The sequence below is a fragment of the Kribbella sp. NPDC051770 genome (assembly GCF_040681455.1).
Lineage (GTDB): Bacteria > Actinomycetota > Actinomycetes > Propionibacteriales > Kribbellaceae > Kribbella.
The window spans coordinates 813324-834138 of sequence record NZ_JBFAYT010000001.1 but is presented as its reverse complement, the minus strand read 5'-3'; the positions used below and the strand labels follow the sequence as shown (position 1 = coordinate 834138).

General features: G+C 69.5%; 21 protein-coding genes. 11 read left to right on the top strand and 10 right to left on the bottom strand.

The genetic code is table 11. The features are described 5' to 3' along the window. Positions 1–30 precede the first annotated feature (30 nt). Both AB0M01_RS03935 and AB0M01_RS03930 read left to right on the top strand, forming a co-directional pair. Positions 31–2112 (top strand): M4 family metallopeptidase, encoded by a 2082-nt coding sequence (locus AB0M01_RS03935; RefSeq protein WP_363665358.1) that lies wholly within the window; start codon positions 31–33, stop codon positions 2110–2112. Positions 2113–2200: 88 nt separating this feature from the next. Further along, complete coding sequence (locus tag AB0M01_RS03930) at positions 2201–3625, top strand: M28 family metallopeptidase (RefSeq protein WP_363665357.1); 1425 nt, start codon at positions 2201–2203, stop codon at positions 3623–3625. Here the strand turns inward: AB0M01_RS03930 and AB0M01_RS03925 are convergent. Then, positions 3622–4116 (bottom strand): hypothetical protein, encoded by a 495-nt coding sequence (locus AB0M01_RS03925; RefSeq protein ID WP_363665356.1) that lies wholly within the window; start codon positions 4114–4116, stop codon positions 3622–3624. The genes AB0M01_RS03930 and AB0M01_RS03925 overlap by 4 nt on opposite strands. A 44-nt stretch (positions 4117–4160) precedes the next feature. Here AB0M01_RS03925 and AB0M01_RS03920 point away from each other — a divergent pair, with 44 nt between their 5' ends. Next, the gene (locus tag AB0M01_RS03920) at positions 4161–4631 is read left to right on the top strand and encodes a nitroreductase/quinone reductase family protein (RefSeq protein WP_363665355.1); all 471 of its coding nucleotides are present in this window, start codon (positions 4161–4163) and stop codon (positions 4629–4631) included. Here the strand turns inward: AB0M01_RS03920 and AB0M01_RS03915 are convergent. After that, the gene (locus AB0M01_RS03915) at positions 4624–5799 is read right to left on the bottom strand and encodes a phosphotransferase (protein WP_363665354.1); all 1176 of its coding nucleotides are present in this window, start codon (positions 5797–5799) and stop codon (positions 4624–4626) included. The two genes, AB0M01_RS03920 and AB0M01_RS03915, sit on opposite strands and share 8 nt — an antisense overlap. 54 nt (positions 5800–5853) lie before the next feature. On the opposite strand from AB0M01_RS03915, the gene AB0M01_RS03910 reads away from it, so the two are divergent. Further along, positions 5854–6300, top strand: coding sequence for a MarR family winged helix-turn-helix transcriptional regulator (locus tag AB0M01_RS03910; protein ID WP_363665353.1), 447 nt, complete (start codon positions 5854–5856; stop codon positions 6298–6300). On the opposite strand, the gene AB0M01_RS03905 is transcribed toward AB0M01_RS03910, so the two are convergent. Continuing rightward, entirely contained in the window at positions 6285–6995 is a 711-nt protein-coding gene (locus AB0M01_RS03905) for a hemolysin III family protein (RefSeq protein ID WP_363665352.1), read from the bottom strand. The two genes, AB0M01_RS03910 and AB0M01_RS03905, sit on opposite strands and share 16 nt — an antisense overlap. A gap of 296 nt (positions 6996–7291) precedes the next feature. Here AB0M01_RS03905 and AB0M01_RS03900 point away from each other — a divergent pair, with 296 nt between their 5' ends. Further along, entirely contained in the window at positions 7292–8071 is a 780-nt protein-coding gene (locus AB0M01_RS03900) for an isoprenyl transferase (RefSeq protein WP_363665351.1), read from the top strand. 86 nt (positions 8072–8157) lie between these two features. On the opposite strand, the gene AB0M01_RS03895 is transcribed toward AB0M01_RS03900, so the two are convergent. Next, positions 8158–9270: an NYN domain-containing protein gene (locus AB0M01_RS03895; RefSeq protein WP_363665350.1), complete on the bottom strand. Its 1113-nt coding sequence runs from the start codon at positions 9268–9270 to the stop codon at positions 8158–8160. Positions 9271–9677: 407 nt separating this feature from the next. Between AB0M01_RS03895 and AB0M01_RS03890 the strand changes: the two genes are divergently transcribed. From AB0M01_RS03890 to AB0M01_RS03880, 3 genes are all read left to right on the top strand, one after another. Continuing rightward, the gene (locus AB0M01_RS03890; protein WP_363665349.1) at positions 9678–11012 is read left to right on the top strand and encodes a PhoH family protein; all 1335 of its coding nucleotides are present in this window, start codon (positions 9678–9680) and stop codon (positions 11010–11012) included. Positions 11013–11174: 162 nt separating this feature from the next. Next, complete coding sequence (locus AB0M01_RS03885; protein WP_363665348.1) at positions 11175–11873, top strand: hypothetical protein; 699 nt, start codon at positions 11175–11177, stop codon at positions 11871–11873. A gap of 8 nt (positions 11874–11881) precedes the next feature. After that, positions 11882–12532, top strand: coding sequence for a hypothetical protein (locus tag AB0M01_RS03880; protein WP_363665347.1), 651 nt, complete (start codon positions 11882–11884; stop codon positions 12530–12532). Here the strand turns inward: AB0M01_RS03880 and AB0M01_RS03875 are convergent. Then, the gene (locus AB0M01_RS03875) at positions 12520–12894 is read right to left on the bottom strand and encodes a DUF3224 domain-containing protein (protein ID WP_363665346.1); all 375 of its coding nucleotides are present in this window, start codon (positions 12892–12894) and stop codon (positions 12520–12522) included. The two genes, AB0M01_RS03880 and AB0M01_RS03875, sit on opposite strands and share 13 nt — an antisense overlap. 79 nt (positions 12895–12973) lie before the next feature. Between AB0M01_RS03875 and AB0M01_RS03870 the strand changes: the two genes are divergently transcribed. Then, positions 12974–14377, top strand: a complete 1404-nt coding sequence (locus tag AB0M01_RS03870) for a class II fumarate hydratase (RefSeq protein WP_363665345.1) — start codon at positions 12974–12976, stop codon at positions 14375–14377. 119 nt (positions 14378–14496) lie between these two features. Further along, complete coding sequence (locus tag AB0M01_RS03865) at positions 14497–15075, top strand: DUF402 domain-containing protein (RefSeq protein WP_363665344.1); 579 nt, start codon at positions 14497–14499, stop codon at positions 15073–15075. 357 nt (positions 15076–15432) lie between these two features. Here the strand turns inward: AB0M01_RS03865 and AB0M01_RS03860 are convergent, their stop codons facing one another. From AB0M01_RS03860 to AB0M01_RS03850, 3 genes are all read right to left on the bottom strand, one after another. After that, positions 15433–16176 carry an alpha/beta hydrolase gene (locus AB0M01_RS03860; RefSeq protein ID WP_363665343.1) on the bottom strand — a complete coding sequence of 248 codons (744 nt, stop codon included), beginning with the start codon at positions 16174–16176 and terminating at the stop codon, positions 15433–15435. A gap of 197 nt (positions 16177–16373) precedes the next feature. Then, positions 16374–16880 (bottom strand): hypothetical protein, encoded by a 507-nt coding sequence (locus AB0M01_RS03855; protein ID WP_363665342.1) that lies wholly within the window; start codon positions 16878–16880, stop codon positions 16374–16376. Positions 16881–16963: 83 nt separating this feature from the next. After that, positions 16964–18682: a fumarate hydratase gene (locus AB0M01_RS03850; protein WP_363665341.1), complete on the bottom strand. Its 1719-nt coding sequence runs from the start codon at positions 18680–18682 to the stop codon at positions 16964–16966. A 78-nt stretch (positions 18683–18760) separates the two neighbouring features. On the opposite strand from AB0M01_RS03850, the gene AB0M01_RS03845 reads away from it, so the two are divergent. Continuing rightward, entirely contained in the window at positions 18761–19468 is a 708-nt protein-coding gene (locus tag AB0M01_RS03845) for a DUF1707 domain-containing protein (protein ID WP_363665340.1), read from the top strand. Here AB0M01_RS03845 and AB0M01_RS03840 read toward each other — a convergent pair whose 3' ends face one another. Then, positions 19469–20284, bottom strand: coding sequence for an ATP-binding cassette domain-containing protein (locus AB0M01_RS03840; RefSeq protein ID WP_363665339.1), 816 nt, complete (start codon positions 20282–20284; stop codon positions 19469–19471). A gap of 44 nt (positions 20285–20328) precedes the next feature. Beyond that, positions 20329–20814, bottom strand: coding sequence for a hypothetical protein (locus AB0M01_RS03835; RefSeq protein ID WP_363665338.1), 486 nt, complete (start codon positions 20812–20814; stop codon positions 20329–20331). Between the last annotated feature and the right edge of the window lies 1 nt (position 20815).

Below are 20815 nucleotides of genomic sequence, written 5' to 3'. Positions count from 1 at the left end.
ACAGCGACCACACCGTGAGGAGATGTTGTCTTGAAACGACTGACATCAGCAGGGGCGGTGGCCATCGTCGCAGCAGCGGGTCTGGCTGCGACCATCACCGGCACGCCCGCCGGAGCCGCCAACCGGACGGCCCCGCTCCCGGCATCCGGCTTCAACGAGCCGGCCGCCGTCAAGGCCGAGAACGCGCTGACCGCGCAGACGGCCGCCGCCCTCGGCCTGGCCGGCGGTGAGCAGCTCATCGCCCGCGGGGTCGCCGCCGACCCGGACGGCACCGAGTACGTGCACTACGACCGCACCTTCAACGGCCTGAAGGTGGTCGGCGGTGACCTGATCGTCAAGCGCAAGGGCGAGGCGATCGGCGGTGTCACGTACAACCGTGGCGCCAAGAACATCGGCGTCGCGTCGACCAAGCCGGCCTTGTCCCAGGCCACCGCGCTCGGGACCGCCGCGAAGTCCGCCGAGTTCAAGGCCACCAGCAACAAGGGTTCGCTGATCGTCTTCGCCGCCACCGGCAAGCCGGTCCTGGCCTACGAGGTCGTCACCACCGGCACCAAGGCCGACCAGACGCCCTCGGTCCTGCACAGCTACATCGACGCCAAGTCCGGCGCCGTCCTGGCCCAGGACGACGAGATCAAGACCGGCACCGGCAACTCGATGTACTCCGGCCAGGTCAGCATCGGTACGTCGGGCAGCTTCACGATGAGCGACCCGAGCCGTGGCGGAAACTACACCACGGACCTCAACGGCGCGACCTCCGGCAACGGGACCACCTTCACCGACCCCGACGACACCTGGGGCAACGGCGCGACCTCGAACCGGCAGACCGCCGGTGTCGACGCGCACTTCGGGGCCCAGCTGACCTGGGACTACTACAAGAACGTCCACGGCCGCAACGGCATCTTCAACAACGGCCAGGGCGCGCGGTCCCGCGTGCACTACGGCAACGCCTACGTGAACGCGTTCTGGGACGGCACCCAGATGACGTACGGCGACGGCTCGGGCAACTCCCGCCCGCTGACCGCCATCGACGTGGCCGGCCACGAGATGAGCCACGGTGTCACCGAGGCGACCGCGAACCTGAACTACTTCGGTGACGCGGGCGGCCTGAACGAGTCCACCTCGGACATCTTCGGCACCGCGGTCGAGTTCTCGGCCAACAACGCCTCCGACCCGGGTGACTACCTGATCGGCGAGAAGATCAACATCAACGGCAACGGCACGCCGCTGCGCTACATGGACAAGCCGAACAAGGACGGCCGCAGCTACGACTGCTGGTCGACCTCGGTCGGCAGTGCCGACCCGCACTACTCCTCCGGCCCGCTGAACCACTGGTTCTACCTGGCCTCCGAGGGCACCGGCAGCAAGGTCATCGGTGGAGTGACGCACTCCAGCACCGCCTGCAACGGCGCGACCATCGCCGGCGTCGGTCGCGACGTCGCCGCCAAGGTCTGGTACCGGACGCTGAGCACCAAGCTCACCTCGGGCAGCACCTACCGCGACGCCCGTGAAGGCGCGATCAACTCGGCCAAGGAGCTGTACGGCGCCGACTCGACGCAGTGCAAGGGCATCGAGGCCGCGTTCTCCGGCATCTCCGTCCCGGCCGGCACCGCCGCCTGTGGCGGGGGCACCGACCCGGAGCCGCCGACCGGTGACAACCTGATCAAGAACCCGGGCTTCGAGTCCGGCGCCACCAACTGGACCGGCACCACCGGAGTGATCACCAACTCCAGCTCGAAGCCGGCCCACGGCGGCAGCTACAAGGCGTGGCTGCAGGGCAACGGCCGCTCCAGCACCGAGAACATCGCCCAGTCGGTCGCCATCCCGGCCTCGGCCACGGCGGCGAGCCTGTCCTTCTGGGTCCGGATCGACACCGCGGAGACCACCGGCTCGACGGTCTACGACACGGTCAAGGTGCAGATCGTCGACGGTGGCACCACCACCACGCTCGGCACCCTGTCGAACCTGAACAAGTCGACGTCGTACGTGCAGAAGACCTTCAACGTGACGCAGTACAAGGGCAAGACCGTCACGGTGAAGTTCCTCGGCCAGGAGGACTCGTCGCTGCAGACGAGCTTCGTGATCGACGACGTGTCGCTGGTCGCGGGCTCCTGACCTGAGCCTGTAGTCCCGTCCGGGGCGCACACCTCCCGCCCGAGCGTGTGCGCCCCGGATTTCCTTTGTACTGCAAGGGAGTTCCCCGATGTCCAAGCATGTTCTGTACGGCGTCCTGACCGCCGCTCTCGTCGCCACCGCCCTGGCGCCGAGCGGGCCGGCCACCGCCAAGACCGTTGCCGAGTCCCCCGACATCTCGGTCAGCAACGTCAAGGCCCATCTCGACCAGCTCCAGTCCATTGCCACCAGCAACGGTGGCAACCGCTACACCGGCCGGCCCGGCTACCGCGCCTCGGCCGACTGGGTGAAGTCCAAGCTCGACGCGGCCGGCTACACCACCTCGCTGCAGTCGTTCTCGACGTCGGCCGGTACGTCGTACAACGTGATCGCGGAGTGGCCGCACGGCGACGCGAACCACGTGGTGATGGCCGGCTCGCACCTGGACAGCGTCAGCTCGGGTCCGGGCATCAACGACAACGGCACCGGGAGCTCCGGTGTGCTCGAGGTCGCCCTGGCCTACGCGGCCAGCGGCCAGACGCCGCGCAACCGGCTGCGGTTCGGCTTCTGGGGCGCCGAGGAGCTCGGGCTGCTCGGCTCGAAGTACTACGTCAACAACCTGCCCGCGGCCGAGCGGGACAAGATCGAGCTGTACCTGAACTTCGACATGACCGGTTCGCCGAACCCGGGGTACTTCGTCTACAACGACAACCCGGCGGGCAACGGTGCGCGCGACGATCTGACGGCGTACTTCACCAGCAAGTCGATCCAGACCGAGTACATCGACGTGCAGGGCCGGTCCGACCACGCGGCGTTCCGGTCGCTCGGAATCCCCACCGCAGGGACGTTCTCAGGTGCCGAGGGCATCAAGACCTCGGCGCAGGCGGCGAAGTGGGGCGGGACGGCCGGGCAGGCGTACGACCCCTGCTACCACCGGTCCTGCGACACGATCAACAACCTGAACCTGACCTCGCTGGACCGGCAGAGCGACGCGATCGGTCACATGATCTGGACCTACGCGCAGAAGGACTACGGCACCACCAACCCGCCGACCGGCGGGAACCTGCTGCTCAACCCGGGCTTCGAGTCCGGTGCGACGAACTGGACCGGGACCACCGGCGTGATCACCAACTCCAGCTCGAAGCCGGCCCACGGCGGGTCGTACAAGGCGTGGCTGCAGGGCAACGGGCGCTCCAGCACCGAGAACGTCGGCCAGTCGGTCGCGATCCCGGCGTCGGCGGCCGCGGCCAGCCTGTCGTTCTGGATCCGGATCGACACCGCGGAGACCACGGGGTCCACGGTGTACGACACGGTGAAGGTGCAGGTGGTCGACGGCGGTACGACGACCACGCTGGCGACACTGTCGAACCTGAACAAGGCCACGGCGTACGTGCAGAAGACGTACGACGTGACGGCGTACAAGGGCAAGACGGTGACGGTGCGGTTCCTCGGCCAGGAGGACTCGTCGCTGCAGACGTCCTTCGTGATCGACGATGTAGCGCTCGGGACCAGCTAGACGGGCTTGCAGAGCTTGCCCGGGTTGGCGGCTTCGGTCAGCAATGCGCTGACCGGAGTCGCCAGCGGTGCCAGGCGCGGGTCCTCGAGGCGGGCGAGTCCGCCGCCGGCGGAGATCGCGATGATCATGTCGTCGGGGTGCCGGACCGTGGGCTTGGTGGTCCCGACCGCGGCCCAGTCGACCTGGTCCACCGCGGCGGTGAGCGAGGTCATGAACGCGGCGTCCAGCTTGCACCTGGCGGTCTGCTTGCCGCGCTGGGTCACGGTGGTGACGCCGTCGGTGCCGATCACGACCTTGTCGTCGAAACCGGCGAAGCCGCCGGTCCGGGTGACGGTGATCGGGCCCGGGTCGCCGCCAGGTGGCGTGCTGGGCGTCGGCGTACTGGCCGAGGGCGTGGACGGGCTCGGGCTGCTGGAGCCGCTGTCTTCGCCGCAGCCGGCCAGCAGCAGGCCGGCGGCAGCGGTGGCGGTCAGGAGGCGGAGAGTCTTCACACCCTCATGCATACCCGCTCGGGCGGCCCGGGCAGACTTTCGCTATGGGTTGGTACACGAATGTCATCCGGCGCGTCGGGCACCGACCGTGGTTCGCGGCGCTCGGCCGGACGGTGATGCCGCTCGACCGCAGGCTGCAGCGACTGACCGGCGGACGGGTCAACATCATCGGCAAGAGCCAGCTGACGATGCTGCTGCTCACCACGACCGGCCGGAAGTCGGGACAGCCGCGGACCGTCCCGCTGCTGTTCGCGCGGGACGGCGAGTCCTTCGTGGTCGTCGGGTCCAACTGGGGTCAGGAGCACCACCCGGCCTGGTCGGCGAACCTGCTCGCCGACGACCAGGCGGTGGTCGCGCCACCCGGTGCCGCGGCCCTGCCGGTCCGCGCGCGGTTGGCTGAAGGGGCCGAGCGGGAACGCGTCTGGCCGCTGGTCACGCAGGTGTGGCCGGCGTACGACACGTACGTCGCGCGCAGCGGGCGCGACGTACGGGTGTTCGTACTGACTCCTAGTTGAGCTGCCGGGTCAGGTCGACCAACGCGCGCGTGAGGAGCACCCGGCTCTCGAACTGAGCGAGGCCCTCCTCGGTGGCCGGCATGCCCAGCTGCTCCAGCGGGAGCGCGGTGAACGTCGCCCGGGCCAGCAGCGACCCCAGGTACCCGTACCTGACCTGCTCCAGCGGCACCTGCAAGCCCTCGGCGGCCAACCCCTCCGTGAACGCCTCGAGGATCACCTGGTGCACAGCAGGGAGCGCGGTGGGCGACAGTTCACCGGCGTGAACCAGCCCGATCAGCAGCTGACCCAAGTCGAACCCGATCGCCTGCGGGCAGTCGAAGCCCCAGTCGATCACCACGAACTCGTCCGGACTGCCCAGCGGGACCAGCAGGTTCTGCGGACTCGCGTCGCCGTGCTGGTAGCACTGCGGCAGCGCGTCCAGCGCATCCAGTACGGCGGGCAGCTGCTCGGCCAGCTCGAGCAGGTCGTCGCGCAGGCTGTGGTCCCCGGTGTTGCAGATCGCTGCTGCGAGCAGGGGAGTGCGCCAGGTCGCCTTGTCGGCCAACGTGGGGAGCGCGCCCATCAGCACGCGGCCGTTGACGTAGTAGCGCAGCCCGATGCCGGGCTGGTCGACGCCCGGCCTGGGCAGGAACGGTTTCACCAGGTGCGGCCGGCGGCGGGCTGACAGCTGCCCGAGCAGGAACGCGGCCCGGGCGAACCGGTCCAGGCCCCAGATGCCTGGCTCCTGGACGACGTACTCCATCCAGATCGTCGCGCGGTCGTCGTCGTACTCGTCGATCCGGTAGACCGTCGGCAGCCGTAGCCCGGCGGGCATCACGGTGCCGACGTCGCTGCGGAGCACGCCCAGCTCGAGCCGCCAGGGCAGGTTCTGGACCAGGTCCTCGCGGTAGGCCTCGGGGATCAGGTGCAGCATCGGCCAGTGCCGCGCCGACTGCAGCTGCTTGACGAAGCAACGCCACTCGGTGGTCGAGCCGTCGGAGCGGCGGGCCGTGCCGGACACGCTCAGCAGCGCGGCGGTGCTCGGCGTACCGATCGCGTACGGGAACGGCTCGGCGCGGGAGCTGAGCGGGACCGCGAGCGGGTCGCCGGTGATCGCGTGGACCAGGCCGGTCAGCTGGTCGGTGTCGGGCGCGTCCCGCCCGAGCGGTTCGAGTGCGGTGATGGACACGATTTCCCCCCGGAAAGACAAGCAGCTTTACTGTTTGGATAGTAAAGTGGCTTTATGACTTCCGTCAACGGGGTGGACCGCCCGCTGCACGTCGCCAACCTGCTGGGCTTCGTGATGGCCCGGCTGCGGGACGAGATCGTGGTCGACGTCCGGCCGCCGTTCACAGAACTGCGGGTCTCGCACTACCGGCTGCTCGACATGATCCCGGCTGAGGGAGCGCGGATCACCGACCTGGCCGCGCACGCGGGGATGACCAAGCAGGGGCTCGGTCAGCACGTCGACTACCTGCAGGCCCGCGGGTACGCCGAGTCGGCGCGGCTGGAGAGCGACCGGCGGGTGCGGCTGGTTCGGCGTACGGCCAAGGGGGACGAGGCGACGGCGTTCGCCCGCGCGGCGATCGAGCGGGTCGAGGAGGGCTGGGCGGAGCGGCTGGGCGCGGAGCGGTACGCCGACTTCCGCAAGGCCCTGCTGGAGATCGGCGCCGGTCAGCCGGCCCGGTAGGTGGCGATGCTGACCGCGACGTAGTGGCAGATGAACGCGGCCACCGTGCAGGCGTGGAAGATTTCGTGGAAGCCGAACCAGAGCGGTGACGGGTTCGGCCGCTTGGTGCCGTAGATGACCGCGCCGATCGAGTACAGGCCGCCGCCGACCGCGAGCAGCGCGACCACCGAGGCGCCGCCGAACTGGTAGAAGTCCTTCATCCAGAAGATCGCGACCCAGCCGAGCGCCAGGTAGATCGGGGTGTAGAGCCAGCGCGGGGCGCCGACCCAGAAGATCCGGAACAGGATGCCGAGCAGCGCGCCGCCCCACGCCGTACCGAGCAGCAGGAGCCGGTCGCTGCCGTCGAGCAGGACCATGCCGAGCGGGGTGTAGGTGCCGGCGATCAGCAGGAAGATGTTGCTGTGGTCGAGCCGGCGCAGGATCGCCTCGCCGGTCGGGCCCCAGTAGAAGCGGTGGTACAGCGCGGAGATGCCGAACAGCAGCATCGAGCCGAGCGTGTAGACGGCGGCGGCCCAGCGGGCGCTCGCGCTCGGCGCCAGGCAGATCAGCACGATCCCGGCCGCGGTCGCGAACGGGAAGGTGCCGGCGTGCAGCCAGCCGCGCAGCTTCGGTTTCAGCGCGCGGGTCAGGCGGTGGGCGTGCTCCAGCGGCGGGTCGGTGGGGGTGGTGTCGCCGGTCGCGGTCCTGGCCGTCATGCGCCATCCTCCTCGGTACGCTGGGCGGAATTCCTGCCTACTCAACCGTAACCTACGGTTGCGTAGGTTCAATCGTCCTCAAGGATGAAATGTAGGCGACGTCACTGCGCCGGACGCACTCGGCCGGAGTGTTGTGGAGCCCGCGCTGAAGTGTCTGATGCGATCGAGAGTCGATAAGTTCGATGTTCGTCCCGCCCTCTCCCGCGACGTGATTCTGGGCTAGCCTCGTTGAGGCACGCCTGCACCCCCCCGATCCGCAGACGGCCCGGTCGAGGACTCGAGGAGAACACCTGCCCATGCGGACACCCGGCAAGCAGCGCCTTCGCGACGCGGTGTACGGACTGTACGAGCGCCGGCTGGCGCGCTCCCTGTCGCCGGACCGGATGCCACGCCACATCGGCGTGATCATCGACGGCAACCGGCGCTGGGCCCGGGCCTCGGGCGACCCGGTCTCGCGCGGCCACGAGGCCGGCGCGAGCAAGATCTCGGAGTTCCTGGACTGGTGCGACGAGGTCGGCGTCAAGGTCGTCACGGTGTGGATGCTGTCCACCGACAACCTGACCCGCCCGGCCGACGAGCTGGAGCCGCTGCTGCGGATCATCGAGCAGACCGTCGAGGAGCTGGCCGCGGTCGGCGGCCGCCGGATCCACCCGGTCGGTGCGCTCGACCTGCTGCCGTCCGCGACCGCCGAGGTGCTGAAGAGCGCGGAGACCGCGACCCAGCACGTCGACGGCCTGCTGGTGAACGTCGCTGTCGGGTACGGCGGCCGCCGTGAGCTCGCCGACGCCGTCCGCTCGCTGCTGCTCGAGGAGGCCGCCAAGGGCATCTCGATCGAGGAGCTGGCCGAGCGCGTCGACGTCGAGCACATCGCCGAGCACCTGTACACGAAGGGCCAGCCCGACCCGGACCTGGTCATCCGCACCTCCGGAGAGCAGCGCCTCGGCGGCTTCCTGCTCTGGCAGAGCGCGCTCTCGGAGTTCTACTTCTGCGAGGCGCTCTGGCCGGACTTCCGGCACGTCGACTTCCTGCGCGCGATCCGCTCGTACGCCCAGCGCGAGCGCCGCTTCGGCACCTGAGCACAGTCATCGGGCCACCGCGTCGCTGCTCGGTGTCGGCGTCACCGTACCGGGCCTCGGCCGGCGGGCTCGGCTCCTGAGCATGGTCACCGGGCCTCGGCCGGCAGGCTCGGCTCCGGGGCTGGTTCCCGGCTCGGCGGCGCCAGCAAGTCCCGGCCGGGATCTCCTTGTCCGCACCGAACGCACGTCCCCCTGCGACGCAAGTAGTACCCGTACGCGGCGACGCCGAGCGCCGTACCCCAGACGACCCACAGCACCCCCGGCATCACCAGCCCCCACGCGGAGCCGGGGTTGTCGTCGATCAGCCGCAGGTTCATCAGCCCGGCCGGGACCAGCACCACCGCGACGATCGCGGCCGGGACGATCGCCAGCCGCGGCGGCACCCGCCGCCCGGCCCGCCACCAGATCCAGCGCGGGTACACCTCACCCCAGCGCCGGACCAGCCCGTGCGTCAGCACGCTCCCGCCGATGGCGAGCAGCGCCATCGCCAGCCCCATCTCCAGCATCCCCGGGGTGTCGGCCATCATCTGCCGGAACTCGTCGGAGATCCCCAGCGGCCAGCCGAAGTACCATGCGACCCGGGTGAACTCGTACGGAACGTTGGACAGCACAGCGATCCACACCGCCCGGCGTCCCCAGCGCAGCGCCGCCTCCGGGGTCGTCCAGGCCGCCGGTGACCCGTGCCGGCGTCCGCAGGAGACACAGGCCGCCCGGGCCCGGCGGTGGTACGCGACGGTCGTAGCGGCCCACAGGAGCCCGCCCAGGAACATCAGCAGGACGTTGACGCGGTGCCAGTACAGGACGTCCTCCAGCCCGCCCTGCGCACCCGGGATCCCGGTGAACGCGAACACCAGCAACGCGGGGGACAGGGCAAGGATCGCGAGCGGCGTGTAGTCGGGGATCGCCAGCGCCAGCCCGACCGCGAGCACCGCCCCGAATGCCTGCGGCAACCACCCGCGCGGCCGGCGTACGGTCATCAGCAGCGCGACCACCGCGCCGGTGAACCCGAGCACCGCCATCACCGGCGCCACCACGCCGACCGGAGCGCCTTCCAGCAGCGACGCCGTGGCCCGATCGTCGTCGACCACGGCGAACGGGTACCCGCTACCGCCCGTTGCCCAGTGCACCCCCAGTACGCCGTACGCGAAGGACCACAGGGCGGTCACGCACCCGGTCCAGATCGGCCAGTTCTTCCGCATACTCCAAGGCTGGCCGGAACCGTGCGTGAGCGGATCCCCCCTGCGAGTGATCGCCCTCCCCCGCACGGGTGAACCTGCTGACGGCAACGTGTAACAAGCCGTTAACCCCGCGGGCGGGCGTGTCGGGCTGCGGGGTTTCACCGGCCGACCTACTCTCGTTTTGACGGTCGGAGGGGAAGCCGGCTGTCCGGGAGGCCCGATCAGATGAGAATCGTTCGCCAGCCGGTTGCCCCATGAGGGGCAGAACGGAGTGCCCGAGACCTCGCGTCTCGCTCCTGCTGATCCCTGGTTCCGCCAAGGCGGACCAGAGGGGGTCTGCACCAGACCTCCGGGCCAGTTCCCGGTCCATCACCTAACCACTGGTGGGCCGGGCGTGGTGCACGCTGCGGCCCGAGAGGACGTGCGACATGGCTGCCACCCACGCCAAGGCGTCAAGCACCTCATCCACGCCGGACCAGCGCACCTACGTGCTGGACACCTCGGTCCTGCTCTCCGACCCGCACGCGATGGAGCGGTTCGACGAGCACGAGGTGATCATTCCGGTCGTCGTCGTCACCGAACTGGAGGGCAAACGGCACCACCCCGAGCTCGGCTACTTCGCCCGCACCGCGCTGCGACTGCTGGACGAGTTCAGGATTCTGCACGGACGTCTGGACGCACCCCTGCCAGTGGGGGAGAAGGGTGGAACCCTCAGGGTCGAGCTGAACCACACCGACCCCGAGAGTCTGCCGGCCGGTTTCCGGCTCGGCGACAACGACAGCCGGATCCTCGCGGTGGCCTGCAACTTCAAGGCCGAGGGCCGCGACGTCACGCTGGTCTCCAAGGACCTGCCGATGCGGGTCAAGGCCTCGGCCTGCGGCCTGGTCGCGGAGGAGTACCGCGCGGAGCTCGCCCTGGAGTCCGGCTGGACCGGGATGAGCGAGCTCGAGGTGGAGACCGCCGACGTCGACACGCTGTACGAGGACGGCGTACTGGAGCTGCCGCAGGCCGGTGAGTTCCCGACGCACACCGGTCTGGTGCTGCTCTCGGACCGCGGCAGCGCACTCGGCCGGGTGATGCCGGACAAGCGGGTCCGCCTGGTCCGCGGCGACCGCGAGGCGTTCGGCATCCGCGGCCGCTCCGCCGAGCAGCGGGTGGCGCTCGACCTCCTGCTCGACCCCGACGTCGGCATCATCTCGCTCGGCGGCCGGGCCGGTACCGGCAAGTCGGCGCTGGCGCTGTGCGCCGGCCTGGAGGCGGTGATGGAGCGTCGCCAGCACAAGAAGGTGGTCGTCTTCCGGCCGCTGTTCGCGGTCGGCGGCCAGGAGCTGGGCTACCTGCCCGGCTCGGAGTCGGAGAAGATGCAGCCGTGGGCCCAGGCGGTCTACGACACGCTCGGCGCGCTGACCAGCGCCGACGTGATCGACGAGGTGATGGACCGCGGCATGCTCGAGGTGCTGCCGCTGACCCACATCCGCGGCCGGTCGCTGCACGACGCGTTCGTGATCGTCGACGAGGCCCAGTCGCTGGAGCGCAACGTGCTGCTCACGGTGCTGTCCCGCGTCGGCGCGAACTCGCGGGTGGTGCTCACCCACGACGTCGCGCAGCGCGACAACCTGCGGGTCGGCCGGCACGACGGCGTGGTCGCGGTGGTCGAGAAGCTGAAGGGGCACCCGCTGTTCGCCCACGTCACGCTGACCCGCTCGGAGCGCTCGCCGATCGCCGCGCTCGTGACCGAGATGCTGGAGGACGTACAGCTCTGAGAGGCACTTCTGTAAAGGCAATTTAAAACTTCTGCGGTACCCGGTGCGGCCACACGCCATGTGGCCGCACCGTTGCCTGTGACCTGCTTGTGATCACGGTCTGTTTAGGTCAGAGTATGTTCCTGTTGCAGCCGACGGGGGTCGGGTATCTCGGAAGGACAGATGAAAGCGAAGCGCTCCGTCGCGATCCTCGCGGTCAGTGGGATCGCCGTCGTCTCGGTCGTCGCGAGTATCGATCTCTTCAGCTCCCCCCGGACCAGTGCCGCCTCCGACCCGGTCTCCGGGCGCGCGGAGCTCGCCGTCCTGAACAGTGAGAAGGGCCGGGACGCGCTGAAGCCGTCGCCCAAGCCGCTCACCGCCGAGCAGCAGGCCGCGGAGGTGACCCGGCTGCGGAACCAGATCGAGGCCGTCGAGACCGCCCGCAAGACGATGCAGGACCAGGCCGCGCTGCGCCGCAAGGCCAAGAACGCCGCGCTGGCCCGCTACGAGGCGCTGCAGAAGACGAACAACGACTCCCGCAAGGAACGCGCCAGCCGCGACGCCGCCCGCAAGGAGCTCGAGGGCACGCCGCGCGAGATCGCGCTGAACCTGCTCGACAACCACGGCTGGAAGGAGAGCCAGTTCTCCTGCCTCGACAAGCTGTGGACCAAGGAGTCGCGCTGGAAGGTCAACGCCGACAACCCGACGTCGAGCGCCTACGGCATCCCGCAGGCCCTGCCCGGCAAGCGAATGGCCGAGTACGGCTCGGACTGGCGAACCAACCCGGTCACCCAGATCAAGTGGGGCCTGGACTACATCGAGGACGCCTACGGCTCCCCGTGCGAGGCCTGGGCCCACTCGAAGGCGAAGAACTGGTACTGATTACCTCTGTGACTTCGGAGGTGGCTCGCGCGGCGAGCGAGCGTGGCGAGCTGGTGCTGCGGCGGCGTACGGACGGTGCGCTGGAGCTGCGCGTCAACGGTGTGTTCGTGATGGACGACCAGGAGACCTCCAGCGAGGAGCTGCTCGCGTCGGTCGCGCTTTCTCGTGGGCCTGAGCGAGTGCTGGTTGGTGGGCTCGGGCTCGGTTACACCGTACGAGCGTTGCTGGCTTCGTCGTCGGTGCGGGAGATCGTCGTCGCCGAGATCGAGCCGGCGCTGGTCGAGTGGATGCGGACGGGGCTGGTGCCTTCGGTGCTCGACTCGTCGCGGGTGTCGGTTGCCGTGGGCGACGTCCGGGACGTGGTCGCGGAGTCGCCGTCGTCTTCGTACGACGCGATCCTGCTCGACGTGGACAACGGGCCGGACTTCCTCGTGTACGACGCGAACGCGGCGATCTACAGCTCCGAGTTCTTGTCGGTCTGCCGCGCGCGGTTGCGGGCCGGCGGTGTGCTGACCGTGTGGTCGTCGTCTGCCTCCGACGCGTTGGAAGGGGCCATCGGCAACGTCTTCGGTTCGTGCGTCGTCTCGCCCGTCCCGGTCGCGCTGCAGGGACGGGACGAGACGTACTACGTCTACCAGGGCGTGAATCAGCCCTCGTAGTCGACCGTGAGCCGCGGGCCCTTGTCGTCGTGCTCGAAGACGACCGTGCCGGTGAGTCCGGTCAGGTCGCCGGTGGCGGCGACGATCTTGCCGCGGGAGACGTTCTCCTCGGCGGTCGCGCCGTGCACGATCACGAACGAACCCTCCCGGCCCGCCAGCGTGCCGGTGAACCGCTCGACCGCCGTGTACGCCGCCGGGCCGGCCGGCGTACCGACCATCAGCAGCTCGGCCGAGCTGGTGCCGACCAGCTCGCCGTCGGCGAACGTCTTGGACACCGTCGCGCGGCCCAGCTCGGCGCCGTCGGCGTCGTCGTAGGTGGACTGGTCCCACTTGGTGATCTCGAACGACTGGGTGAACGGCATGGGTCTCCTCCGTGTGGCGTTGTCCACAGACGTTCTACCAGCTCCGGCCGACAGGGCGGATCGACGTACTCTGCTTGGTATGGGAGACAACGTGGAATTCAGGATCGAGCACGACACGATGGGCGAGGTCAAGGTGCCTCGGGACGCGTTGTGGCGGGCGCAGACCCAGCGTGCGGTGGAGAACTTCCCGATCTCCGGCCGGCCGCTGGCGCCGGCGCTCGTGCACGCGCTGGCCCAGATCAAGGCCTCGGCCGCGGTGGTGAACGCCGAGCTCGGCGTGGTGGACGCGAAGCTGGCCGAGGGTATCGTCGCGGCCGCCGACCAGGTGGCCGCGGGGGAGTTCGACGCCGAGTTCCCGATCGACGTCTTCCAGACCGGCTCCGGTACGTCGACGAACATGAACGTCAACGAGGTGCTGGCCACGCTGGCGACCCGCGCGCTCGAGGCCGACGTGCACCCGAACGACCATGTGAACGCGAGCCAGTCGAGCAACGACACCTTCCCGTCGGCGATCCACGTCGCCGCCACGGCCGGCGTCGTCCAGGATCTGCTGCCTGCGCTGGATCACCTGGCTGCGTCGCTGGGGCGCAAAGGCGTCGAGTTCGCCGCGGTGGTGAAGTCCGGGCGGACGCACCTGATGGACGCGACGCCGGTGACGCTCGGCCAGGAGTTCGACGGGTACGCCGCGCAGATCCGCCGCGGCGCCGACCGGGTCCGCGCGACGCTGCCGCGTGTCACCGAGCTGCCGCTGGGTGGTACGGCGGTCGGGACCGGGATCAACACGCCGCCTGGTTTCGCCGGCAAGGTGATCACCGAGCTCAACCGGCGTACGGGGTTGGAGCTCAGCGAGGCGGCCGACCACTTCGAGGCCCAGGGCGCGCGGGACGCGCTGGTCGAGCTGTCCGGCCAGCTGAAGACGATCGCGGTCAGCCTGACCAAGATCTGCAACGACCTGCGCTGGATGGGCTCCGGCCCGCGCGCCGGCCTCGGCGAGATCGCGCTCCCCGACCTGCAGCCCGGCTCCAGCATCATGCCGGGGAAGGTGAACCCGGTGATCTGCGAGGCGACGCTGATGGTCGCCGCCCAGGTGATCGGCAACGACACCACCATCACCGTGGCCGGTGCCGGCGGCAACTTCGAGCTGAACGTGATGCTCCCGGTGATCGCCCGCAACCTGCTGGAGTCGATCGAGCTGCTGACCAACTCCTCCCGCCTGCTCGCCGACCGCTGCGTCGACGGCATCACCGCCAACGTCGACCACGCCCGCGCCCTGGCCGCGTCCTCCCCGTCGATCGTCACTCCGCTGAACCGCTACATCGGCTACGAGAACGCCGCCGCCGTCGCGAAGAGCGCCCTCAAGCAGGGCAAGACGATCCGCGAGGTCGTGATCGAGAACGGTCACGTCGACAACGGTGACCTCACCGAGGCCCAACTCGACGCCGCCCTCGACCTGCTGTCGATGACCACCCCGGCCAAGCAGTGACAGCAACCTCCGAGACGTCCCCGCCCTCCCCGGCATCGCAGTACTGGACACCGGGTACGACGATCGAGTGGGTCTACCAGGGCGCCGGACTGCATCCACACCTACCGAACGTGCGCCCGATGACGGTCGTTCAGGACGACCCCAACGGCCTGGTCGCCTGGCTGGCACCGGGCACGCCGTTGATCAAGCCCGTCCTGGCCGACGGCCGAGAGCTGCGGCACGCCGGCCCCACCGGCATGTTCACCGAGCCCCGCGTCCTCAAGCTCGACATCTGGCACGGCACCGGCATCCTCAAGGTCGCCCCGGCCGGCAAACCCTGGTCCCTGTGGCACTTCTGGCACGAGGACGGCACCTTCCGCGGCTGGTACGTGAACCTCGAGGCCGAACACCAGCGCGACCCGGCGGCCCGGCGTACGACGACGATGGACTACGTGCTCGACCTGTGGATCACCCCCGACCGAGTGATCGAGTGGAAAGACGAGGACGAACTGGAGGGCGCCGTCGAGGCGGGCCGCTACACCCCCACCGAAGCCGACCGAATCACCAGCACAGCCCACGCAGCCGTCAAGGACATCGAGGCCTGGACAGCCCCCTTCTCCGACAACTGGCACGAGTGGACCGCCCCACCCAGCTGGCGCCTCCCGGAGGCACCAACCGGGTACGAGGTCGCCCACATCACCGAGGAGCTGCTGGGCTGAGCGCCGCGGCCCGCCGGTCAGCTCGGCTGGTACGGCGGCGTGGTCCGGCGTGCAAGCCGACGCCGGACCACGCGGGGGCACCCGTGGGGACGCGTCCCGGCATGCACCGCACTCTGCACGTCACGGGCATGGTTGCCGGCGGGTGAGCTTGCGCCGGATCCGCGAGCACATCCCGGCGCGCGAGCTGACGGCGTACGCGCCGGGTACTTGCTGTACGCGACGCTTACGCCCGACGCCGCCGAGACGCCCCGGCACACGAGGTGACGCTGCGCGCCCCGGGGTCGCCAGGCGTGCGCCGTACGCCGCCCTCGGCGCGCAAGCCTGCGCCGGATACCAGGGCACACCCGGCGCACGGATCTACGCCGGGCGCAAGTGCCGGATCAGGAAGCGGACCGCGCTTTCGAACTCGAAGCGGGGGACTTCCTTGTGGGCGCCTGCGTTCGCGTGCAGTGACTTGTCCGGTGAGGCGAACGCGTCGAACAGCGCCAGGCTCGACTCACGCGGGATGTGCTGGTCGTCCCACTGGAGCAGGTACTCCAGCGGGACGGTGATCTGCGCGGCGAGCTTGGCCAGCTGGTCGTCGTACCAGAAGATGCCGAGGACCGCCGCGGTGATCCTCGGGTCGGCCGCGATCAGCGGGATGCCGATCGCGGTGCCCATGTTGAGCCCGAAGTAGCCGACCGGTACATCGGTGAGCTCCGGCAGCTCCTGGAGCGCGTCGAGTACGGCCTGCCACTCGGGCAGTGCCCGGTCGGCGAGGTCGAGGTTGTAGCGGACCACGATCGGGCCGACCGGTTCGCCGGTCGCCATCGCGTGCTGCATCGCGGCGATCTCGCGGTCGTCGTCCGCGGTCCGCGGCCGGCCGCCGTGCCCCGGGGCGTCGATGCAGAACACCGAGAACCCTTCGGGGACCAGGCGGTGCGCCCGCCCGACCATCGGCGCGGCCTTGCTGTCCCGGCCGCCGCCGTGCCCGAGCAGGACTAGCGGAGTACGAGCTGTCGTGTCGACCGGCGACCAGAGGACGCCGGTGACCTCGCCGAGTGCGAACGAACGGGTCAGTACGCCGTCGGCCGCGGTGTGTGCGGTGAACTGAAGATTCACAGGTGGTGCCTTTCGGGAGTGCTGATGCTGTCTGGCGCTCCCGGCGAGACCTACGTCAATCGCCCGACCGTGACGAAGCGGGGAGCACCCACGCTGAAGCGTTCACAGGGCTCACCTCCTCGATCCAAACGGTCACCAGCAAGCTAGCAGCCGTCCCGTCGGCCGCCAACCGATTAATCCACCGGCCCGTCAACCGATCAATCCCGCAGCCAGCCCGCCTGTGCGACGATCTCCCGGGCGGCCTCGTCGAGTGAACGATCGTTGCTCACGGCAAAATCCCCCAGCGCCGCCTGCCGGACGCGCTCGTACGACGCCGGCGCGTTGGCCGGATCCCAGCCGTATCCCCGCACCATCCCCGCTGTCCGCCGCTCGACCAGCGCCGGCGGTGTCACGACCCGTACGACCTGCAGGTCGCACCCGACCAACGCCTCGCCGTATGCCGTGACCTCCGCGGCGGTCTCGACGACCCCTGACACGACGACGTACCGGGCACCGAGATCCAGAAAGTTCGCCCACATCGACGCAAGGTTTCGTCGCCGCAGCTCAGCATGTACCGGCGCACCGCCGCCGAACTGTGCCAGCGCGTCGAGATCCACCACGGCGACGGGCAGCGACCGGACGGTCAACAGACCACCGATCGCCTGCCCGAGCGATGTCTTTCCAGCACCTTCACCGCCGGTCAGCAGCAGCGCCCGCCCATTCACCCTGGACGTCCGCTCCGCCGATTGCCCAGCAAGCCGCATCTCACCTGCACATCCGCTCCGGCGATTGTTCAGCGAGCCGCACCTCAGCTGCGCGGGCGCACCGTCAGCGGGACCGGCTTCGCCGTCTCCGTGAAGAAGTCGTTGCCCTTGTCATCGACCACCACGAACGCCGGGAAGTCCTCAACCTCGATCTTCCACACCGCTTCCATCCCGAGCTCGGCGTACTCGAGCACGTCGACCGACTTGATGCAGTCCTGCGCCAGCCGCGCCGCCGGTCCACCGATCGACCCCAGGTAGAACCCGCCGTGCTCCTTGCACGCCGCCGTCACCTTCGCCGAGCGGTTGCCCTTGGCAAGCATCACGAAGGAACCGCCGGCCGCCTGGAACTGGTCGACGTACGCGTCCATCCGCCCAGCGGTCGTCGGCCCGAAGGATCCCGACGCGTAGCCCTCGGGCGTCTTGGCCGGACCGGCGTAGTACACCGCGTGGTCCTGCAGGTACGACGGCATCGGCTCCCCGGCGTCCAGGCGCTCCTTGATCTTGGCGTGCGCGATGTCGCGCGCCACCACCAGCGGCCCGTTCAGCGAGAGCCGAGTCTTCACTGGCAGCTTCGACAGCTCGGCGCGGATCTCGCTCATCGGCCGGTTCAAATCGATCCGTACGACGTCCGCCGCGTCGTCGAGGTGCGCGTCGGTGGTGTCGGGCAGGAAGCGCGCCGGGTCGCGTTCGAGCTGCTCCAGGAAGACGCCCTCGGGCGTGATCTTGGCCAGCGCCTGTCGGTCGGCCGAGCAGGACACCGCGATCGCGACCGGGCAGGATGCGCCGTGCCGGGGCAGCCGGATCACGCGGACGTCGTGGCAGAAGTACTTGCCGCCGAACTGCGCGCCGATCCCGAACTGCTGGGTGAGCTTGAAGACCTCCTCCTCCAGTTCGACGTCGCGGAACCCGTGCCCGAGCGGTGAGCCGGTGGTCGGCAGGGCGTCGAGGTAGTGCGCGGAGGCGTACTTCGCGGTCTTCAGCGCGTACTCCGCCGACGTACCGCCGACTACGATCGCCAGGTGGTAGGGCGGGCAGGCCGCCGTACCGAGCGAGCGGATCTTCTCGTCCAGGAACTTCATCATCCCGGCCGGGTTGAGCACCGCCTTGGTCTCCTGGAACAGGAACGACTTGTTCGCCGAGCCGCCGCCCTTGGCCATGAACAGGAACTTGTACGCCGGGTCGCCGGTCCCCGGCGTCGAGTAGAGCTCGATCTGCGCGGGCAGGTTGGAGCCGGTGTTCTTCTCGTCCCACATGGTCAGCGGCGCCATCTGCGAGTAGCGCAGGTTGAGCTTGGTGTAGGCGTCGTACACGCCGCGGCTGATCCACTCCTCGTCGACCGCGCCGGTCAGCACGCCCTCGGACTTCTTGCCCATCACGATCGCGGTACCGGTGTCCTGGCACATCGGCAGGACACCGCCGGCCGAGATGTTCGCGTTCTTCAGCAGGTCGAGCGCGACGAACCGGTCGTTCCCGGAGGCCTCGGGGTCGTCGATGATCCGGCGCAGCTGGCTCAGGTGCGCGGTCCGCAGGTAGTGCGAGATGTCGTGCATCGCCTCGGCGGTGAGCTGCTGCAGCACCTCGGGCTCGACCTGCAGGAAGGTCCGCCCACCCGACGTGAACGTGCTGACCCCGTCGCTGGTGAGGAGCCGGTACTCCGTGTCGTCCTGGCCGAGCGGGAGCAGGTCGGAGTAGCTGAAATCGGCGGACACGCGGGCGTACCTCCTGGCAGGTGGTCTGAGATCCCCCAAGCCTAAGAGCGACATTCCTCAGGGGTGGGGTCAGGGTTGCCTAAGGGATGTAACTCCTGTTCCGGCGAACCAATGCGCGCGTAATCTTTTCCTGTGGCTCAGGACGAAGCATCTCAGGACCGCCCGCAGGACGCGCCCGCGCCGGCGCAGCCGACCGGGGACGAGCTCGCGCTGCGGCGGCGGGTCTCCGACCTGGAACGCGAGAACGTCGCCGAGCTGCTCCGCGAGTCCGCGGGGGAGGGCCGGTTGAGCTACGCCGAGCTGGAAGAGCGGCTGGAGACGGTGTACGGCGCGAAGACGTACGGCGAGCTGGTCGAGATCACCACCGACCTGCCGAACGGCCTGGTCGCTCCGCGGGACCAGCAGCGCGCGACGCCGCAGTACGCCGGCCAGTCGTACGTCCCGCAGTACAACAACGAGACCGTCCCGGTGATCAACGTCTTCCTGTCGGACTCGAAGAAGACCGGCGCCTGGATCGTCCCGCAGCGTCAGGAGGTCAACGCGGTCCTCGGCGACGTGACGCTCGACTTCACCGAGGCGCAGATGGCGCACGACGTCATGTACATCGAGGTGAAGTCGATCCTGGCCGACGTGAAGATCCGAGTCCCGCAGAACGCGATCGTGCACCTGGACAGCAACCCGATCCTCGGCTCGGTCAGCGAGCAGGAGGCCGGAATCGGTGGCGTCGTGGACGCGCCGACCACGCCGCCGAAGACGTTCCACATCCGCGGCACCGCGATCCTCGGGGACATCAAGGTCAAGCGCGGGCCGAGACTCAGCAAGCGCCTTCGGCTGCACTGACTAGCGAGCAGCGGTGAGCCGCCCCGAGTGGGCCGCCCAGCGGTCCCCGGTGCGATGGATCTCGATCGGGTGATCGAAGCACTCCGACACCAGCTCCGACGTCAGTACGTCGGCCGCCCGCCCGGCGGCCTGCACCAGCCCACCCCGCAGCAGCGCCGCGTGCGTGGTCGACGACGGCAGCTCCTCCAGGTGGTGCGTGACCAGGATCGACGACAGCGTCGGCTGCGAAGCGTGCACGAGATCGATCGTGTCGAGCAGCTGCTCCCGCGCCGCGACGTCGAGCCCGGTCGACGGCTCGTCGAGCAGCAGCAACCGCGGCTCCGCGACCATCGCGCGCGCGATCAGCGCCCGCCCGCGTTCGCCCTGCGACAGCGTCGTCCACGGATCCTTCGAGCGTTGAGCGACACCCAGCAGCTCGACCAGCTCAGCGACCCGCTTCCGCTGGCCGGCGGTCGGCTCCCAGCGCGGCATCAGCTCGATCGTCCCGGTGATCCCGGTCAGCACGACCTGCTCGATCGTCAACGGCGAGCGCAGCGGGTGCCGCGGATCCACGTGCCCGATCCGCTCGCGCAGTTCGCGGATGTCGACCGTCCCGAGCCGCCGCCCGAGCACCTCCACGGTCCCGCGCGTTGGGTGCTCCGTCGCGCCGCAGAGCTTCAGCAGCGTGCTCTTCCCCGCGCCGTTCGCGCCGAGCAGCGCCCAGCGCTCACCCTCGCGGACGGTCAGCGACACATCTTGCAGCAGCGATTTCCCGCTCCGGACCAGACTCACGGACTGCAGGTCGAGCACGGACGGCGACAGCTGATCGTTCGGCACTTACCCGACGTTAACCCCTGCGCCCAAACTGCGGGACACCGGTCTCAGGGTGTGAGCTTGTCCGCGTGCACGGTGCGCAGCCAGCCGGCCAGTTCGCCGAGGTCGTCGGCGTTGTCCTGCGGGATCCCGAGCGAGCCGGACCGGCTGCCGGTCGGGTGGATCTGAATCGACTGCAGCCCCGGGAAGCCGCTCGGGTCGTTGATCCGGCCGATCTGGTGCCAGGGGAGCAGCCCACGGTCCGACCGCCCGAGCTGGATCCCGCGGGAGTCGACCGTCACCTCGGGTCGTCGCGTCGCCAACTGCCAGCTAGTCAGGCCCACGCCGTACACGAAGGCGAGCAGCGCGGTCACCCGAAGGATGCCGAGGGCGCCTGCGACGTCGTCCTGGCGCAGGTGGTCGATGTTCGACCAGAGGGAGCTGAGCATCAGCAGGGCGAACAGAGCGAGCCGGACCAGCAGCCGGTTGCGCCTGGGCGGGAACACCACCCGCCCGGACGCTGCCAGCTCCGCCGACCAGCTCGCCGTACTCATG

Bases quoted from the DNA above. Each gene is read 5' to 3' on its own strand.
- AB0M01_RS03865 (WP_363665344.1), top strand. From the start codon at position 14,497: ATGACGGTCGTTCAGGACGACCCCAACGGCCTGGTCGCCTGGCTGGCA.
- AB0M01_RS03850 (WP_363665341.1), bottom strand. From the start codon at position 18,682: ATGTCGCTCTTAGGCTTGGGGGATCTCAGACCACCTGCCAGGAGGTAC.
- AB0M01_RS03930 (WP_363665357.1), top strand. From the start codon at position 2,201: ATGTCCAAGCATGTTCTGTACGGCGTCCTGACCGCCGCTCTCGTCGCC.
- AB0M01_RS03910 (WP_363665353.1), top strand. From the start codon at position 5,854: ATGACTTCCGTCAACGGGGTGGACCGCCCGCTGCACGTCGCCAACCTG.
- AB0M01_RS03895 (WP_363665350.1), bottom strand. From the start codon at position 9,270: ATGCGGAAGAACTGGCCGATCTGGACCGGGTGCGTGACCGCCCTGTGG.
- AB0M01_RS03870 (WP_363665345.1), top strand. From the start codon at position 12,974: ATGGGAGACAACGTGGAATTCAGGATCGAGCACGACACGATGGGCGAG.
- AB0M01_RS03905 (WP_363665352.1), bottom strand. From the start codon at position 6,995: ATGACGGCCAGGACCGCGACCGGCGACACCACCCCCACCGACCCGCCG.
- AB0M01_RS03885 (WP_363665348.1), top strand. From the start codon at position 11,175: ATGAAAGCGAAGCGCTCCGTCGCGATCCTCGCGGTCAGTGGGATCGCC.
- AB0M01_RS03920 (WP_363665355.1), top strand. From the start codon at position 4,161: ATGGGTTGGTACACGAATGTCATCCGGCGCGTCGGGCACCGACCGTGG.
- AB0M01_RS03835 (WP_363665338.1), bottom strand. From the start codon at position 20,814: ATGAGTACGGCGAGCTGGTCGGCGGAGCTGGCAGCGTCCGGGCGGGTG.
- AB0M01_RS03875 (WP_363665346.1), bottom strand. From the start codon at position 12,894: ATGCCGTTCACCCAGTCGTTCGAGATCACCAAGTGGGACCAGTCCACC.
- AB0M01_RS03900 (WP_363665351.1), top strand. From the start codon at position 7,292: ATGCGGACACCCGGCAAGCAGCGCCTTCGCGACGCGGTGTACGGACTG.
- AB0M01_RS03890 (WP_363665349.1), top strand. From the start codon at position 9,678: ATGGCTGCCACCCACGCCAAGGCGTCAAGCACCTCATCCACGCCGGAC.